Below are 17,122 nucleotides of genomic sequence, written 5' to 3'. Positions count from 1 at the left end.
TAAGAGAAAAAACTTAGAATCTCAGCAACTTAGAACCTTAGAATCTTAAAAAAAATGATCTACAGAAAACTAGGAAAAACAAACTTTAATATCTCTGAAATTTCGCTTGGCACTTGGCAGGTTGGCGGAAAATGGGGATCGGGTTTTGACGATAAAACGGCTGATGAACTTTTGAATACAGCTATTGACAATGGCGTAAACTTTATTGACACTGCCGATGTTTATGAAAACGGATTAAGTGAAACTGCCGTTGGAAGAGTCGTTCGTTCTCGTTCTGAACGAATTTTTGTTGCCACAAAATGCGGACGCCAGATAAATCCGCATGCTAATGAAGGATATACTCCAAAAGTGCTTCAGAAATTTGTTGAAGACAGTTTAAAAAGAACTGGGCTAGAAACATTGGATTTGATTCAGTTGCACTGCCCTCCTACAGAGGTTTATTATCGACCAGAAATATTTGAACTTTTTGACCGATTAAAAGATCAAGGGAAAATTCTTAATCTTGGAGTAAGTGTTGAAAAAGTTGAAGAAGCTTTAAAAGCTATCGAATATTCGAATGTAACTACAGTTCAAATTATCTTCAATTTATTCCGTCAACGTCCGTCTGAGCTGTTTTTCTCAGAAGCTAAAAAGAAAGATATTGGAATCATTGCAAGAGTTCCATTAGCAAGCGGACTTTTAACGGGTAAATTTGATTCAAAAACTACTTTTGAACCTCAGGATCACCGTAACTTTAATCGTAACGGAGAAGCGTTTGATAAAGGCGAAACTTTTTCTGGAATTGATTATGAATTAGGTTTAAAAGCTGTTGAAGAACTAAAAGCTTTATTTCCTGAATCAAAAAATCTGGCAGCCATTGCCCTTCAATGGATTTTGAGTTTTGACGAAATAAGTTGCATTATTCCAGGTGCTTCAAAAACTGAACATGTTTTATCAAATTTATCAGTTTATGATACTCCAAAATTGACTTTAGAACAGATTGCTGCTATGAATAAAATCTACAACGATTTGATCAAATCTTCTGTTCATCAGATTTGGTAAACTAATATTTTAAAAAAAATGCTGGGATTTACTTTAATCTCAGCATTCTTAAAAGATTAAAATGCGGGAGAAATAATTTCTTACAACTTTCACGCAACCTTTTCTATATTAGCACATCTAATAATAAAACTAATCATAAAAATCACTAACCATGAAAAAATTAAGTTTTATATTATTCGTTCTATCACTAACATTCATTTCTTGCAACAGCGACGATTCTTCAACTACTCAAGAACAAGAGAAAGCAAAGTTAGACCGAATGTATGAGGAAATCGCACAGCTTTCTGGCAATAATACTCAACAGTGTACAGATCCTAATGATTGGGGTTTTACAACTATTGCTCCATTAGCTTGCGGCGGAAATAGCTACATTGTTTACTCTAAGAAAACAAATACGACAGTTTTCTTAGACAAAGTAAAAGCATACAACCAATCTTATGCTGACTTTAATAAAAAATGGAATATTCTTATACTTTGCGATAATATGGTTATACAGCCAACAGGCGTAAAATGTGTTGATGGAAAACCGCAATTATCGTACGATCCTGTATTGTATTAAAAAATTTAAAAAGGCTGTTAGACTAAAATCTTAACAGCTTTTTTTCTTTTAAATATCAAATTCAATTCTAAACTCTGCGCCTTTATTCTTTCCTTTACTTGATGCTGTCAATTGTCCTTTATTTCTTTCAATGATTTTTTTGCACAAATAAAGTCCAATTCCCGTAGAACCTTCGCTTGCAGTTCCAAGTCGACTCATTTTTGTGAACTTTTTGAATAATTCTTCAATCTGATTTTTATCAAAGCCTATTCCGTGATCTTTTACTGTTATAATCAATCTTGAATTCTCTGAAAAGATTCTGACTTTTATTTCACTTTCAAAATAAGAGAACTTAACTGCGTTGCTGATTAGATTTACCAAAACCTGAATTAAAAGTCCCTCGTCTATTTTCAGTTTAGCTTCTGAACATTCTATTACCAAATCTAGTCTTATATTTTTATCTAATAATCGTTGTTCTACTTGTTCATTAATAAAAGGAAGAATATTATAAAACGAAATTATCTTAACCTCTTGACTTACTTTTACGACATCGTCTTGTTCTTTGAGCAGCTTAATAAAATTCTCTATATATCTAAATTGAAGATCAGTTGACTCGCAAATCAATTCGGCCAGATTCTTAACCGATTCTGATGGGTTTTCGCTAATAATCAATTGCGCTAAACCTTGCGGATTTCCGGCAAAATTTTTTAAATCATGCGAAAGCATATAGATTAAATCCTGTTTCTCATTAATAAAATTCTCAGCTTCATTAATAGATTCTTGTATGTTGCATAAAAGCAATCCCGCTTCATCTGCATATTCTGTTGGCAAAGAAGACACTTTCCTCGAAGTTCTATAATCGTCCAAAGCTTTTGAAGCCGTAGCGATGGGTTTTATCAGTTTATTTAAAACCAAAAGCGTTATTGCCGTTGCCAGCAATGTCATGATTAAAGAAAAAATAAGAATTGAAGTTGATGACACCTCATGCTCAAAAAACAAAACAAAAAACAAAATTCCAATTAAAGGAATATGAATACCAATAAAAGCAACAAACAAAAATTTGAATGCGTAACTTTTTTTAAGAAAGCTGATTTGCGAGAGTTTATGATACAACTTCATAAAAAGATGAGAATAAGCATAGGTTAATAGCTGTTTTTACTGGGGTAATTGCTTAAACAAAATTAACTTTTATAGCCAATTAAACTAATATTTTGAAGAATTTCTAAATTTTTTCAAAAATTAAATTTGTAAAAGTTTTCAAAGGCTTATTTTTGCGCTATGGGAAGAAAAAATACAGACAAAGTTGTCTTTCATCAAATTCAAGTTCTTGATGCTGGTGCAAAAGGCGTTTCAGTAGCCAAAGCACCTGACGGAAAAGTTATCTTTATTCCGAATGTGGTACCTGGAGATGTTGTGGACGTACAGACATTAAAAAAGAGAAAAGCATATTACGAAGGTAAAGCTGTGAAATTTCATGAATTATCCGAATATAGAGTAGATCCGATCTGCGAGCATTTTGGAGTGTGCGGAGGCTGTAAATGGCAAAATATGAAATATAGCCAGCAGCTTGCATTTAAACAAAATGAAGTTAAAAATCACTTACAAAGAATAGGGAAAATCGAACTTCCAGAATTTGAAGATATTTTAGGTTCTGAAAAACAGTTCTTTTATAGAAATAAAATGGAATTTTCTTTTTCTAACAGTCGTTGGCTTACAGAAAAAGAAATTGGAAGCACTGAAGATTTAGGAAACAGAAACGCTTTAGGCTTTCATATTCCGAAAATGTGGGATAAAATTCTAGACATCAACAAATGTCATTTACAGGAAGATCCTTCAAATGCTATTCGTAACGAAATCAGAGCTTTTGCTAACGAACATAATTTAGCGTTTTTTAATCCAAGAGAACATTCTGGATTATTGAGAACTGTTATGATTCGTACTGTTTCTACAGGAGAAATTATGGTTTTAATTCAGTTCTTTGAAGATGACAAAGAAAACAGAGAATTAATCCTTGACCATTTATACGAGAAGTTCCCTCAGATTACTTCATTGCAATATGTAGTAAACGGCAAGCAAAATGACACTATTTACGATCAAGACGTTGTTCTTTATAAAGGAAGAGATTATATCTTGGAAGAAATGGAAGGTTTAAAATTCAGCATTAATGCTAAATCTTTTTACCAGACAAATTCTGATCAAGCTTACGAATTATACAAAATAACACGAGATTTTGCTGATCTTACAGGAAACGAAACTGTTTATGACTTATATACAGGAACAGGAACAATTGCCCAATTCGTTTCTAAAAAAGCTAAAAAAGTTATTGGAGTAGAAAGTGTTCCAGAAGCTATTATTGATGCTAAAGCCAATGCAGAACGCAATAATATTACAAATTGCGAGTTTTTTGTTGGTGACATGAAAGTAGTCTTTAATGAAGCTTTTATTGCACAGCACGGAAAACCAGACGTTATTATTACAGACCCGCCTCGTGACGGAATGCACAAAGATGTAGTAGAGCAAATTTTAAAAATTGCTCCAAAAAGAATAGTTTATGTAAGCTGTAATTCTGCAACTCAGGCTCGTGATTTGGCTTTAATGGATGAAAAATACAAAGTAACGCGTGTGAGACCTGTAGATATGTTTCCGCAGACACATCATGTTGAAAATGTTGTACTTTTAGAACTTCGATAAAAAATAAATGAAAAAACTAATTTCTCTTCTACTGCTCTTTACTTTTGGCTTATCTAGCTGCGAGAAAGATGATATCTGCGATGCCAATACGCCAACTACGCCTAGATTGGTGATTACATTTTATGATATTGCCAATCCGACAAAAACTAAAAATGTAAGCAACTTAAAAGTTATTGGCGACGAAATGAAAGAAGGGATTGTTTTTAATGAAAGCCTTGCTGTTGACGATTCATTACGATATGTAACCAATGCAAGCACTGTCATGATTCCGTTAAAAGTAAATGACAGTACAGTTACCTTCAAGTTTATTTACAATTCATTAAATCCCGCGGCGATTAATACAGATGTGATTAAATTTAACTATAGTACACAAAATGTATATGTTTCTAGAGCATGTGGATTTAAAACTATTTTTCAATTAAGAAACGTCCTTCCTTTTGTTCAAACTGATCCAGACGGAGATAGCATCTGGATGACCGACGTTATTTTAGAAAACCCTAACATTGAATCTGAAAATGAAACACACATTAAAGTTTATTTCTAGTCTTTCATTATTGTTTTCAATGTTTTTAGGTTACGCTCAGGATGTTCCAGAGATTTCTAAAAATTTGAAAGACACAGTAACGACTAAAAAACCGAAAACAGAAACTGTAAAAACGGTAAAACCAGAAATTCAGGAAGCTCAAGCTCCAAAAGATAGCGTTGTAAAAACTGACCGCTACGGACTTCGTGTTGGCGTTGACTTATACAAACTAACCCGCGGACTTTATGATAAAAATTATAAAGGAGTGGAGTTTGTTGGAGATTGGCGTTTGACGAAAAAATACTATATAGCGGCAGAATTAGGCTATGAAGACAAAACTACAGAAGATGACCGATTAACATCTGCAGCAAATGGAACTTATCTAAAAGCAGGTTTTGATTATAACTTTTATCAAAACTGGCTAGATATGGAAAACCTAATTACGATAGGACTACGTGGTGGTTTTAGTTCTTTTAGCCAAGAACTGATTAATTACAAAATCTACAATCCGAATCCGTATTGGGGAGAACTGCCTCCTATAACAGAAGGTCAAAAATACAACGGACTTACAGCAACGTGGCTCGAGGTTGCAATGGGACTAAAAGCGCAAGTTTTTAGGAATGTCTTTGTTGGTTTCGGCGTACAGCTTAAACTTCTTACAACCAATAAAGAGCCAAATAATTTTGAAAACCTTTACATTCCAGGATTCAACAGAACTTACGATGGAAACTTCGGAATTGGTTTCAACTACACGGTTTCTTACTTTATTCCTATTTACAAGAAAAAAACCATGGCATCTGAAATGGCAAAGAAAGAAGAGCCTAAGAAGAAGAAATAGTTTTTTTTTTAGGGGCTGAGGGGCTAAGATGCTAAGGTTCTAAGGGTTCTAAGGGTTCTATATACTAAACATAAAAAAAGCGGTAAATTCAAGTTGAATTTACCGCTTTTTATATTATTAAGATTAAAACTTAGAACCTTAGTAGCTTAGAACCTCAGCACCTAAATTAACTTAACTGAAAATTAATTGCTGCTTGCGTATGTATTAAAGTGGTATCAAAAATTGGAACATTTAAATCTCCTTCTTTTATTACCAGCGGAATTTCAGTACATCCTAGAATGATTCCTTCTGCTCCGTTTTGAATTAATTCATTTGCTATTTCTAAGTAACGTTTTTTCGTTTCTTCTGTTGCGATTCCTCTTCCTAACTCTTCAAAAATTGTGTAATGAATAAAATCCTTCACTTCTTCATTCTCAGGAATTATAGTTTCAATTCCTTTTTCAGCCAGTTTATCTTTGAAGAAATCTAGTTCCATTGTAAATTTCGTCCCTAATAAGCCTACTTTCTTCAGCTGTTTGTTCTGAATTTGAATTGCTGTTTGTTCTGCAATATGAATAAGAGGAATATCAATAGCCTGCTGCAATCTATCAGCAACGAGATGCATGGTATTGGCACATAAAAGAATCGCTTCTGCCCCGCCCGATTTCAAAACTTCTGCTGCTTTCAAAAGCATATTAAAAGTCGAATCCCAATCGTTGCTGTCGTTATTCTTTTTAATATCGGCATAATTAAAAGAGTAAATTAGACATTCGGAGAAATTTAACCCGCCGAGTTTTTCATTAATTCCTTTATTAATCAAAGTATAATAATCAGATGTAGAAACCCAGCTGATTCCGCCAATAAGTCCAATTTTCCTCATATATGTTTTAGATTATCCAATTTCTTTAATTCCTTTTATAAAAAGCCATTTCATAAAAAGCTTTTCACCGTCTTTGGTTCTCACAGCTTGAAATTTAGGTCCAATAATAGTCCCGATTACAAATGCCGTCATCGGAATCCAAATTCCAGTTAATCCTGTATAAGCTGCAATCAAATATCTAAATAGAAGAAATAAGACCGCAAAAGCTGCCAATTGGTATAAAAAAGCTCTTAGTTGTAGTTTTGACATTATTTTGTTTTTAAGGTTCAAAGTTGCAAAGGCTCAAAGCTGCAAAGTTTTTTGACTTTGCGGTTTCAAAGCTTTTTCTTTGAACTGATAATCAAATTATATTTTTAATACTCTTTTTCTAGGTTAAAGTTTCAGTTTTCTAGATGACAAAGCATTTCACTTTGTCCCTTTGAACCTTTGTTACTTTACACCTATTCAGAAACCTGAAACTTCGTTCTCTTGCTTCCTTCGTACATTTCATATTTTACCAAACGTGCTTCAAGACTTCCGTTGAAAAGTTTGATTTTTCTTGAAGGTTTTAATCCAACGAATTTTAAGGCTTCTAAGTTTGCTGTAATAAACCAAGCGTTTGTTCCTGGATAATTCTTCTTTAATGTATCTCCAATACTAGCATAGAATCTTTCCATATGAATATCTAAACGCTCGTCATACGGCGGATTAAAAACAATATGGAGTTTTCCTTCTGTTTCTTTTTCCGTATCAAAGAAATTCTCTTCGTAAACTTTAATATAATCTTCTAAATTGGCATTTCTGATATTGTCTTTAGCTTTACTAACCGCACTAGGCGCTTTATCAAAACCTTTAATTGTATAATGAAACTCTCTTGTTTTTTTCATTAAACTGTCAACAATTGTATCAAACAAATCGTTATCCCAGTCTTTCCATTTTTCGAAAGCAAACTCTTTTCTGTTGATGTTTGCCGGAATATTGCAGGCAATCATAGCCGCTTCTGCCAAGAAAGTTCCTGAACCGCACATTGGGTCAAGAAAATCGCTTTGTCCGTCCCAGCCTGACAATAAAAGAATTCCAGCTGCTAACACCTCATTAATAGGAGCAATATTCGTAGCCGTTCTATAACCACGTTGATGAAGTGAAGCTCCAGAAGTATCCAAAGCTACAGAAACTTGATCTTTATCAATATGAATATTAATACGCAAATCAGGATATTGTTTATCAATACTTGGCCTTTGCCCCGTTCTTTCTCTAAACTGATCTACAATCGCATCTTTACATTTCTGAGAAACAAATTCAGAATGATTGAAATAAGTAGAATGCACAGTTGTATCGATCACAAAAGTCTGGTTCGCATTTAAATATTTTGACCAGTTTAAACCCGAAATACCTTTGTACAAAGCCTGCTCATTGTTTGCTCTAAAAGAATAAATTGGTTTTAAGACTTTAAGAGCCGTGCGTAAAGACAGATTGGCTTTATACATAAAACCTTTATCTCCTTTAAAGCTTACCATTCTCACACCTTTTTCAACATCCTGAGCGCCAAGTGTGCGTAATTCCTTTTCTAATATTTCTTCAAAGCCAAAAAAACATTTGGCAATCATTTTAAAATTTTCTTCCATTTTTTTTCAATTAAAAAAAGCCAATCGCCATAACATTTTATTATACTGGTATAAATACGTATCGGAGCGAAATAGTTATTTTTCGGCAAAAATACACTAAATTTGCCGGACTTTGAATTAATTGAAATAGAATAAATGTCTCAAGAACCTAACGCATCAATCACGAATCACGAAGACGACAATCAAAACTGGTATTCTTCATGGTTTGACACGCCATATTATCACATTCTCTATAAGGATCGTAATTATCGTGAAGCTCAGGTTTTCATGGACAATTTAACGCATTACCTTAATCTGCCTGAGAAAGCAAAAGTATTGGACTTAGCGTGCGGAAAAGGCCGTCATTCTATTTATTTAAATCAGTTGGGCTATGATGTTTTAGGGGCAGATTTGTCTGAAAACAGTATTGCCGAAGCCAGCAAAAACAGCAACGAAACACTGCATTTTAAAGTGCACGATATGCGTGAGCCTTTTGAAGAAAAGTTTGATGCTATATTCAACCTTTTCACTAGTTTTGGCTATTTTGAAAGTGACGACGACAACCTGACTACTTTAAAAGCAATCAAAGAAAGCTTATCTGAATATGGTTTTGCAGTTATCGATTTCATGAACGTGGCAAATGTTATTGAAAACCTTGTACCTGAAGAAGTAAAAACCGTTGACGAAATAGATTTTCACATCAAAAGATATGTTGAAGACGGACATATTTTTAAAGAAATTGATTTTGAAGACAAAGGCAGGAAATATCATTTTACAGAAAAAGTAAAAGCACTAACTTTGAAAGACTTTCAGGACTTAATGGACGAAGCTGGAATTTTCCTTCTGGATATTTTTGGAGACTACAAACTCAAAAAATTCCATAAAACCGAAAGCGAAAGATTAATCATGATTTTTAAATAAATTGGTTAATCGTTTAATTGTTTAACCGTTTAATCGGCAAGCAAAAAAACGATTAAACGAATCAACGGTTAAACAAATATAAATGAACTATTTATTACCCTTATTTTCTGTACTTTTAGGATATGGCGCGGCTTTGTTTATAAAACCTGAAAACAAAACCAATTTAAAATTACTGCTGGCTTTCAGCGGTTCTTTTTTATTGTCATTAACCGTAATGCATCTTCTTCCAGATGTTTACGAATCGCATAACCACAATATAGGAATCTTTATAATGGTCGGAATTTTATTTCAGATCGTTCTTGAATTTTTCTCAAAAGGCGCCGAGCACGGACATGTACACGGACACGCAAAAATGTCTCAGATTCCGTGGCTTTTGTTTATTAGTTTATGTATTCATGCTTTTTTAGAAGGTTTCCCTGTGAGTCATCATCACGGTTTGGCTGTCGGAATTGCCATTCATCATCTGCCAATTGCCGTTATTCTAACAACATTTTTTATCAATGCCGATTTAAACAAAAAAGCCATTTTTGTTTTCATGCTAACCTTTGCTATCATGACGCCGCTAGGAACTGTAGCATCTGAATATTTGCCTATTTTAAGTAAATTTTACACCGAAATAACGGCAATCGTAATTGGTATTTTATTCCATATTTCATCAACTATTATTTTTGAAAGCAGCGAAGGCCATAAATTCAATATCGCCAAAGTTTCCATGATTGTTCTCGGAATTTTATTGGCATTCTTCTTATAATGTGTCAATTAGATAATGTGTCAATTAGATAATGTGCCAATTAGATAATGATAATTTTCTAATTGGCACATTTTTTAATTATCTAATTTAGTTAGCTCTCTTTTTCTCTTCCTGATTTCCAAAAGCATGTTCTTTTACGTTTATCTTTTTATTTCCAAAATTATAAACCACAGACAAACGAACAAATCGATTACTATTGTTTTGATCGTAAACCTGTTTCACACCATTTACAACCGAAGTAAAATCTTTTAAGTAAGAAGTATTAAAAATATCATTTGCCAAAAATGCGATTTGCATTGTTTTATTAAACAAATCTTGTTTAAAACCAATATCAAAACTTGACGTATACCCTATTTTGTATAAACCGCTTTCATAAGGTGGCGTGTAGCTAAAATCAATTTGAAGCTTAGAATTTTTCCCTAAAACAAAAGTATTATTTGTAGAAAAATCTATTTCTAAACTATTTGACGGAGTTGCATTGATATCTTTTATAAACTCTGTTTTTGCGCCTAAAAAATACAAAGAATTTTCGCTTGTCCACCAATCTGCAAAAGTTGCCGAATATGTTTCTCCAACTCCATAATTCAAACTTTTGAAATAATTATCTCTTGTTACAATTTGTGTATTAGTTTCTGGATTTGAGGTAAACAAAACGCCATAGCCGTTTGTAATTGCATTGACAAAAACTGTAGTTCTCAAAATTTCTTTATAAGAATATCCAAACTCAAAATTGTCACTAAACGAAGGCTGCAAAAACGGATTTCCTTCTGAATAACTATTACTACTTATATAAATTCGAAACGGATTCAATAAATCAAAACGTGGTCTGTTTATTCTTTTTCCGTAATTTAAAGTAAAAGTATTGTTGTCGTTTTTCTTATAAGATGCAAAAACCGTTGGAAACAATTTCAAATAATTATTAACCGTTTCCTGATTTAAAGTTTCAGAGAAACCTTTTGTCTGCGTATTTTCCAATCTCAAACCAACTTGAAAATTCCATTTTTCATTGATTTTTTTATCTCCGTTAACATAAAACGCCTGATTATTTTCCGTGTAATTAAATCGGTTTGATTGTAAAGGATCTAATTCTGGAGTACCTGAAATCGTATTATAATAAAGTAAATCGCTTACACTGTTTGTAAAACTCATTTTCGCACCATAAGATAAATTCAGGGCTTGAAGTGGATGTTCCATATCAGCCTTAAAACTCCAATTATGAATATCTTGGTTTGAGATATTTCGCCCCGACTGATTCACATCAACAAAAGTTCCATCTGCCAAATAGTCGTTTGCGATAAACTCGCGATCAAATTTTGAATTGTAGTTAAAATAATCTACATCAAAAGACAACTTTCGGTTCAGCGAATCCAGTTTTGTTATCAAATGCGCATTATACGTTAAACTTCCCGATGCTCTGTCTGCGTAACTTTTATTGATTGTATAATTTTTTAATTGATTCTGAGTATCGTATCTGTCTATCACAATATCCGATTGAAAATCCGGATTATTTCTGTCGTTTATAAATTGAAAACCCGCTGTTGTTTTTTCTGAAAAATCATAATCTAAAGCAAATTTCCCTGATAAATTTTCATTTTTCATTTTTGTCGTAGCCCTCATATTTGAAATTCCGTCTTCAAAATATACTTTTGAAATTTCATCTATATTCATATACCCAGTTTTTCCGTTGACGCTTGCTGAAAGACGAAACTTATTTTTGCTATAAAAGAAATTATCTCTCAAAGTATAAATTCCGTATTTATTTTGATCGTAAGAAGCTGTCACAGTATTTTTCCACGAATCTCGAACTCCTTTTTTCATTATTATATTAATCAAACCTCCAGTTCCTTCTGCTTCATACTTTGCTGGCGGGTTACTTATAATTTCTATATTTTTAATATCGATTGCCGAAATTGATTTCAAGAAATTATTCAATTCTTCACCTGTTAATTCAATAATTCTTCCGTCTATCATTACTCGCGATGTTCCTTTTCCCAGAATTGTAATTGCATTATTTTGCACCACAACCCCAGGTGCTGTATTAATGGCGCTCAAAGCATCACCTCCAACATTTGCTACATTATTTTCCAGATTGTAAACCAAACGATCGGCCTTTTGTTCGACTGTTTTCTTTTTTGACTCAATAACAACTTCAACCAAATGAGTTTCACGTTCCTTCAAAATAATGACTCCCAAGTCGATATTTTTTTCTATTGAAATTTCTTTCTCGAAATCGACAAATCCCAAAAGGCTAACACCAATTTTATACGTACCCTTTTTTAAGTTTATTTCAAAAGTTCCATCTTGTTTAGATGTAGTTCCGTCAATAATTTTTCCTTCTGAATTTGAGATTGAAATATCTGCCCATTCTAAAGGAGTTATTTCACTTGTGATTTTTCCTTTTAATTTTAATGTTGTCTGTGCTAAACAAAATAAAGGCAATAGTAAAAAGATAAGGAGGTTTGCTTTTTTCATGATTTCTAATTTTAAAACTTGTTTCGATTAATTTGAAGCAAAGTTGCCTTAGAAATTTTGAGTATGCGACCGACAAAAAAAGTCGAACCATTTTCTCTTAAAGAAATTGGTTCGACTTTATTAGGTCCTAAGTACGACTTTTTACAAGGCCTTTATTATGAAGCGTTTCGGTACGCTGTCGGTGTCAAATTAGTGTACTTTTTAAAATATGTATTAAATGATGATTTTGAATTAAAACCTACTTCATATAAAATTTCTAAAACGGTCAAATCATTTTTTAAAGGATTTTTTAAAATACTCATGGCTTTTTGAATGCGATATTCATTCACAAAATCAAAAAAATGCTGATCGATATGATGGTTAATCAAAATTGATAAATCTCTAACCGGAATATTGATCTGGTTAGAAAGTTCCAGAATGGTAAGCGACGGATCAAGAAAAGGTTCTTTCTCTGTCATATATTGTTTCAAAACAGCTATTTTAGTCGTAATTTCTTCGTTTTGATTGTCTTTTACTTCGTCATTACTTTCATGATTATCATGAACAATATCTCTTGCTAATTGCAATTTTGAATCGATACCTCTAAAAAGCTCAGGATGATTCAGTGCTTTTAAAACAAACCAACAGGTTATTGTTAAAACGAAAACCTGCATTATTACATTTGCCCAAATCCATAATATTTCAAGATCAATATACCTTAAAGTGTTCTTAGCTATTGATAAATAATACAATACAAAGAGCGCAGTTGTTATTTGAAATAACCATTTAAAAATAGAAGTTTTAGGATTCGCATAATTTTCCTGATAAAGTTCTTTATACTTTTTTAAAACCAAAAATATGGCAATGCTATAAAACACAATTTGCACAACTAACATCAATTGGAAACCGTATAATTCAGGCCTTTGATTGCGATGGTCATAAAATTGCATTTTCTCTGCATCAGTTAAAAAGTACAATCTGAATAGAAAAACTGCATTTGTAATTAGAAATGGAAGAGCATGGAGCAAATGTTTAGGCTTCAACCGAAAACCATTAAAACAAACGGATAGAATATACAGATAAAAAATAGGAATAATCAAAGCGCACGTACTCCATCTGAAAAATTCAAAATTAAAATGATTTTTGATGAAATCATCATTAATAAAAATTCCGACATTATCAATTGCAAAAAATATCAAGTAGAAAGCAAATAAGCGATTTGCTAATTTATTTTCGATTTTTACCGTGAATAGAAAAAAAGCCAGCAATAATGAAACAAAAACCGACATTCCGCTCAAAACACTTATAAGGCCATGTATATTCATTGTTTTTTGATTATTTAAGAAATATAATATTTTAGTTCTTTATCAATTCATTTATTACGAAGCATTTCGATATGCTGTAGGCGTCAAATTTGTATATTTTTTAAAAGAAGTATTAAAAGAAGATTTGGAGTTAAAACCAACTTCGTACAAAATTTCCAAAACTGTAAGCTGATTTTTCGATTTATCTTTCAAGATGTTCATCGCTTTCTGGATACGATATTCATTTACGAAATCAAAAAAATGCTGATCCATATGATGATTAATCAAAACAGACAAATCCCGAACTGAAATTTCAATTTGATTGGCCAGTTCCTGAATCGTAAGCGACGGATCAAGATATGGCTCCTTCTCAATCATATAATTTTTTAATTCTGAAATCTGAGCAGAAACAGCTTCATCCTGATTATTTGCAATTTCGATGGTTTCATTATTTTCTTTAGGAAGTAAGTCTTTAGTTAACGTCAATCTTGAATTAATTCCTCTAAAAAGTTCCGGATGATTTAATGCTTTCATCACAAACCAGCATATTACGCTTAAGGCCATAATCACCATAAGAACATTTCCCCAAAGAAAAGTATCTCTGGAAGCAGTATAACGTAACAAATTTTTTGAAGCTGTAATACTATGCATTACCGCAAAAACACAGTTCATCTGAAAAAGCCATTTGTAGGTAGAGGTACTCGGATTTGTATAATTTTCGAGGTAGATTTTCTTGTATTTTCTTAAAATCAAAAATATGCTGACAATATAAAACCAATATTGGCATTCGATTAAAATCTGAAAAAAATACACTTCAGGCATGTTACTGAAATTGGCCAAAAAATGTTCTCTTGCAATACCTGATTCTAAATAAAATCGAGGCATTAAAACTAAATTCATTACTACAAATGGAGTTGTATATATTAAGTGTTTCCATTTTAATCGAAAATCAGAATAACAGACTGCTAAAACGTACAAATAAATCAGAGGCATTTCCAGCAAACAAAATGTACTTCTCAAAATCGTTAAATAAATATATTCTGTCGGAAATGAAAAATCAAGAAGGCCACTGAAATCAATTGCTGAAAAAGTTATAAAAGAGGCAAATAATCGATTTGCTAATTTATTCTCTGTCTTTACGGTAAGCAAAAAAAGTGCAAGCAGTAACGAAACAAAAACAGCAATACGGGCAACGCTATCTAAAAATCCTAATTTATCCATTTATCTTTTTATATTAAACAAATATAATATTTTAGTTTATGTAACAAAGTCACATTTTAACCGTCTTTATGCAGAAAAAATAGAAGAAAAAAAATGATTTTAAATCTCTGAGACTTTGCAAGATTGATATAAAATATATTAATTTTGACGAGTCTAAATAACGATAAAATGACATTTACGAAAACTACTGAACAAGCATCAAAATATGAACATTTAGAGAAAATGTCTGTTCATGAATTGTTATCTAATATTAACCAAGAAGACAAAACTGTTCCTTATGCAGTAGAAAAAGCTTTGCCACAAATCGAAGCTTTGATTCCTCAGATAGTTGACAAATTAAAGCTGGGTGGTAGATTGTTTTATATTGGAGCAGGAACTTCTGGCCGTCTTGGTGTTGTTGATGCTTCAGAATGCCCGCCTACATTTGGTGTTCCTTTTGATTTGGTAAATGGTATTATTGCTGGTGGCGATACAGCGATAAGACGTGCAGTTGAAAATGCCGAAGACAGTACAACCAACGCTTGGATCGATCTTCAAAATCATAATATCCATTCAAATGATGTCGTAATCGGAATTGCAGCTTCTGGTACAACTCCGTATGTTATTAGTGGTTTAGAAGCTTGCAATGCAAATAACATTGTTACAGGATGCATTACTTGTAATGCAGGAAGTCCGTTAGCATTGACAGCGCAATTCCCTATCGAAGTTGTAGTTGGACCTGAATTTGTTACGGGAAGTTCAAGAATGAAAGCGGGAACTGCACAGAAATTGGTTTTAAACATGATTTCGACCGCCGCAATGATTCAGCTTGGAAAAGTGAGAGGAAACAAAATGGTTGATATGCAGTTAAGCAATGTCAAGCTCGTTGATCGCGGTGTAAAAATGATTATGGACGAGATTTCAGTTTCTTATGAAGAAGCTTCTGAATTATTGAAAAAATACGGCAGCGTGAGAAATGCTGTTGATAATTATAATAATAAGTAAAAAGTTTTCTGTAAAACGTGAAATGTTGTTTCAAACTGCAACTTTAAACAAAGAAAACTTTAAACAAAAAACAAAATGGCAACAAACAAAGAATTACTAAAAAAAGGAGTGAAATATTTATCAGGCGCTTTACCCTTAATGTTTCTCGGGCCAACATTGATTTATAATGCTTTTCAAAATCAAGACAACAACTGGCACTATCTTGTTTTAGGAATCGGAATTGTGGCTTGTCTCTCTTCTATGCTTTTAATCTTTTTAGGATTGAAAATCATTATGAAAGGTATATTTAATGACTAATTTGTATCTTTACTAAAATTCTTTGTTATGGATATACAAGCAGAAATAAACTGGATTCATCAAGAAATTGATAAAGTAAAAGACCCCTCTTTTGTAGAAAAATTAAAACACCTTTTACAATCAATAAATAATACCGCAATTGATTCGGATGCAGCTTATAATTTAGATATTGAAAATGCCTTAGACGATATTAAAAAAGGCAATTTTTATACTGAAGATGAAGCTAAAGAAATTGCAAAAAAATGGGGAAGAAAATAATTTGGACAAACAGTGCTTTGGGCCAATTAGAAGATATTCATTTTTACATTTTTTTTGAAAGTAAATCACTTACGATTGCTGATAAAGTAGTTAATACTATTTTTGAAAGCACTGAAATACTTAAAACACAACCTGAAATTTATAAACTTGATAAACAAAAAACCAACAATGATGGCTGTTTTAGAGTTTATTCTGTTTACGATTACGCTGTCTCTTATCAAATAACGAAAGAGAGCATCTCTATACTTCGAGTGCGTCACAATGCACAAAAACCAAAAAAACATTCATGGAAAGTCTAATTCACATTCAGAAAACATTTGAGAAAGTTGTTTACATCGATAAGAAAATAAACAATCGGGAGTTCGAAGATTGTGTATTTAAAAACTGTGATTTTTCCAATAGCAATTTCAATTCCAATACTTTTCTTGATTGCGAATTTATTGATTGTAATCTCTCTATGACGAGTTTGGCAGGAACAAGTTTAAAAAATGTCACTTTTAAAAACTGTAAACTTCTCGGAATTGCTTTTAATGAATGTGACGATTTCTTATTTCAGGTTTATTTTGAAGATTGCGTTTTAGATTATGCCCTTTTTTCGAATAAAAAAATGCCTAAAACCAAGTTTATCAATTCTTCTGTGCGCGAAGTGACTTTTATCGGAACTAATTTAACAAATTCTGTTTTTGACAATTGCAATCTTGATGGCGCTATTTTTAACGAAACGCAATTAGCGGGAGTTAACTTTAAAACAGCTTACAATTATAAAATCGATCCTGAATTTAATCCGATGAAAAAAGCGCAATTTTCTACTGATGGAATTATTGGATTATTGGATAAATATGATATTAAAATTATATAAATA

Annotated in this window: 19 protein-coding genes; 12 read left to right on the top strand and 7 right to left on the bottom strand. The window is 32.3% G+C overall.

Annotation, left to right across the window (positions count from 1 at the left end; translation table 11 throughout):
- Nucleotides 1-54: 54 nt before the first annotated feature.
- Nucleotides 55-1,041 (top strand): aldo/keto reductase, encoded by a 987-nt coding sequence (locus DMA14_RS07595; protein ID WP_111424158.1) that lies wholly within the window; start codon nucleotides 55-57, stop codon nucleotides 1,039-1,041.
- Nucleotides 1,042-1,192: 151 nt separating this feature from the next.
- Nucleotides 1,193-1,600, top strand: a complete 408-nt coding sequence (locus tag DMA14_RS07590; RefSeq protein WP_111424157.1) for a hypothetical protein — start codon at nucleotides 1,193-1,195, stop codon at nucleotides 1,598-1,600.
- A 48-nt stretch (nucleotides 1,601-1,648) separates the two neighbouring features.
- Here DMA14_RS07590 and DMA14_RS07585 read toward each other — a convergent pair whose 3' ends face one another.
- A complete protein-coding gene (locus tag DMA14_RS07585) occupies nucleotides 1,649-2,524 on the bottom strand; it encodes a sensor histidine kinase (RefSeq protein WP_238989929.1) in 876 nt (291 codons plus the stop codon).
- 333 nt (nucleotides 2,525-2,857) lie between these two features.
- Here DMA14_RS07585 and rlmD point away from each other — a divergent pair, with 333 nt between their 5' ends.
- Genes rlmD through DMA14_RS07570 form a run of 3 tightly spaced genes read left to right on the top strand, consistent with a single transcriptional unit; the run spans nucleotide 2,858 to nucleotide 5,631 of the window.
- Complete coding sequence (gene rlmD, locus DMA14_RS07580) at nucleotides 2,858-4,270, top strand: 23S rRNA (uracil(1939)-C(5))-methyltransferase RlmD (RefSeq protein WP_111424155.1); 1,413 nt, start codon at nucleotides 2,858-2,860, stop codon at nucleotides 4,268-4,270.
- Nucleotides 4,271-4,277: 7 nt separating this feature from the next.
- Nucleotides 4,278-4,814: a DUF6452 family protein gene (locus tag DMA14_RS07575; protein ID WP_111424154.1), complete on the top strand. Its 537-nt coding sequence runs from the start codon at nucleotides 4,278-4,280 to the stop codon at nucleotides 4,812-4,814.
- Nucleotides 4,786-5,631, top strand: a complete 846-nt coding sequence (locus DMA14_RS07570; RefSeq protein WP_111424153.1) for a DUF6048 family protein — start codon at nucleotides 4,786-4,788, stop codon at nucleotides 5,629-5,631. The genes DMA14_RS07575 and DMA14_RS07570 overlap by 29 nt, the downstream gene beginning before the upstream one ends.
- A gap of 166 nt (nucleotides 5,632-5,797) precedes the next feature.
- On the opposite strand, the gene DMA14_RS07565 is transcribed toward DMA14_RS07570, so the two are convergent.
- The 3 genes from DMA14_RS07565 to DMA14_RS07555 form a co-directional block, all read right to left on the bottom strand.
- On the bottom strand, nucleotides 5,798-6,490 hold the full coding sequence (locus DMA14_RS07565; RefSeq protein WP_111424152.1) for an aspartate/glutamate racemase family protein: 693 nt from the start codon (nucleotides 6,488-6,490) through the stop codon (nucleotides 5,798-5,800).
- 12 nt (nucleotides 6,491-6,502) lie between these two features.
- Nucleotides 6,503-6,739 (bottom strand): hypothetical protein, encoded by a 237-nt coding sequence (locus DMA14_RS07560; RefSeq protein ID WP_111378569.1) that lies wholly within the window; start codon nucleotides 6,737-6,739, stop codon nucleotides 6,503-6,505.
- Nucleotides 6,740-6,930: 191 nt separating this feature from the next.
- A complete protein-coding gene (locus DMA14_RS07555) occupies nucleotides 6,931-8,094 on the bottom strand; it encodes a THUMP domain-containing class I SAM-dependent RNA methyltransferase (RefSeq protein WP_111424151.1) in 1,164 nt (387 codons plus the stop codon).
- Nucleotides 8,095-8,229: 135 nt separating this feature from the next.
- Here DMA14_RS07555 and DMA14_RS07550 point away from each other — a divergent pair, with 135 nt between their 5' ends.
- Both DMA14_RS07550 and DMA14_RS07545 read left to right on the top strand, forming a co-directional pair.
- On the top strand, nucleotides 8,230-8,994 hold the full coding sequence (locus DMA14_RS07550) for a class I SAM-dependent methyltransferase (protein WP_111424150.1): 765 nt from the start codon (nucleotides 8,230-8,232) through the stop codon (nucleotides 8,992-8,994).
- 82 nt (nucleotides 8,995-9,076) lie between these two features.
- Entirely contained in the window at nucleotides 9,077-9,745 is a 669-nt protein-coding gene (locus DMA14_RS07545) for a ZIP family metal transporter (RefSeq protein ID WP_111424149.1), read from the top strand.
- 87 nt (nucleotides 9,746-9,832) lie between these two features.
- Here DMA14_RS07545 and DMA14_RS07540 read toward each other — a convergent pair whose 3' ends face one another.
- The 3 genes from DMA14_RS07540 to DMA14_RS07530 form a co-directional block, all read right to left on the bottom strand.
- Nucleotides 9,833-12,217 carry an outer membrane beta-barrel family protein gene (locus DMA14_RS07540; RefSeq protein WP_111424148.1) on the bottom strand — a complete coding sequence of 795 codons (2,385 nt, stop codon included), beginning with the start codon at nucleotides 12,215-12,217 and terminating at the stop codon, nucleotides 9,833-9,835.
- A gap of 155 nt (nucleotides 12,218-12,372) precedes the next feature.
- Nucleotides 12,373-13,521: a helix-turn-helix domain-containing protein gene (locus DMA14_RS07535; RefSeq protein WP_111424147.1), complete on the bottom strand. Its 1,149-nt coding sequence runs from the start codon at nucleotides 13,519-13,521 to the stop codon at nucleotides 12,373-12,375.
- Nucleotides 13,522-13,575: 54 nt separating this feature from the next.
- On the bottom strand, nucleotides 13,576-14,721 hold the full coding sequence (locus tag DMA14_RS07530) for a helix-turn-helix domain-containing protein (RefSeq protein ID WP_111424146.1): 1,146 nt from the start codon (nucleotides 14,719-14,721) through the stop codon (nucleotides 13,576-13,578).
- Between the two features lie 168 nt (nucleotides 14,722-14,889).
- Between DMA14_RS07530 and murQ the strand changes: the two genes are divergently transcribed.
- From murQ to DMA14_RS07505, 5 genes are all read left to right on the top strand, one after another.
- Entirely contained in the window at nucleotides 14,890-15,705 is an 816-nt protein-coding gene (murQ, locus tag DMA14_RS07525) for an N-acetylmuramic acid 6-phosphate etherase (protein WP_111424145.1), read from the top strand.
- A 75-nt stretch (nucleotides 15,706-15,780) separates the two neighbouring features.
- Nucleotides 15,781-16,002 (top strand): DUF6095 family protein, encoded by a 222-nt coding sequence (locus DMA14_RS07520; protein ID WP_111424144.1) that lies wholly within the window; start codon nucleotides 15,781-15,783, stop codon nucleotides 16,000-16,002.
- Nucleotides 16,003-16,029: 27 nt separating this feature from the next.
- Complete coding sequence (locus DMA14_RS07515; protein ID WP_111424143.1) at nucleotides 16,030-16,260, top strand: hypothetical protein; 231 nt, start codon at nucleotides 16,030-16,032, stop codon at nucleotides 16,258-16,260.
- Nucleotides 16,245-16,559: a type II toxin-antitoxin system RelE/ParE family toxin gene (locus DMA14_RS07510; RefSeq protein WP_111424142.1), complete on the top strand. Its 315-nt coding sequence runs from the start codon at nucleotides 16,245-16,247 to the stop codon at nucleotides 16,557-16,559. The genes DMA14_RS07515 and DMA14_RS07510 overlap by 16 nt, the downstream gene beginning before the upstream one ends.
- The gene (locus DMA14_RS07505; protein WP_111424141.1) at nucleotides 16,547-17,119 is read left to right on the top strand and encodes a pentapeptide repeat-containing protein; all 573 of its coding nucleotides are present in this window, start codon (nucleotides 16,547-16,549) and stop codon (nucleotides 17,117-17,119) included. The genes DMA14_RS07510 and DMA14_RS07505 overlap by 13 nt, the downstream gene beginning before the upstream one ends.
- Nucleotides 17,120-17,122 lie beyond the last annotated feature (3 nt).

This window comes from Flavobacterium sharifuzzamanii (assembly GCF_003254585.1).
Taxonomy (GTDB): Bacteria; Bacteroidota; Bacteroidia; order Flavobacteriales; family Flavobacteriaceae; genus Flavobacterium; species Flavobacterium sharifuzzamanii.
This window is presented reverse-complemented; position numbering and strand designations above follow the sequence as displayed.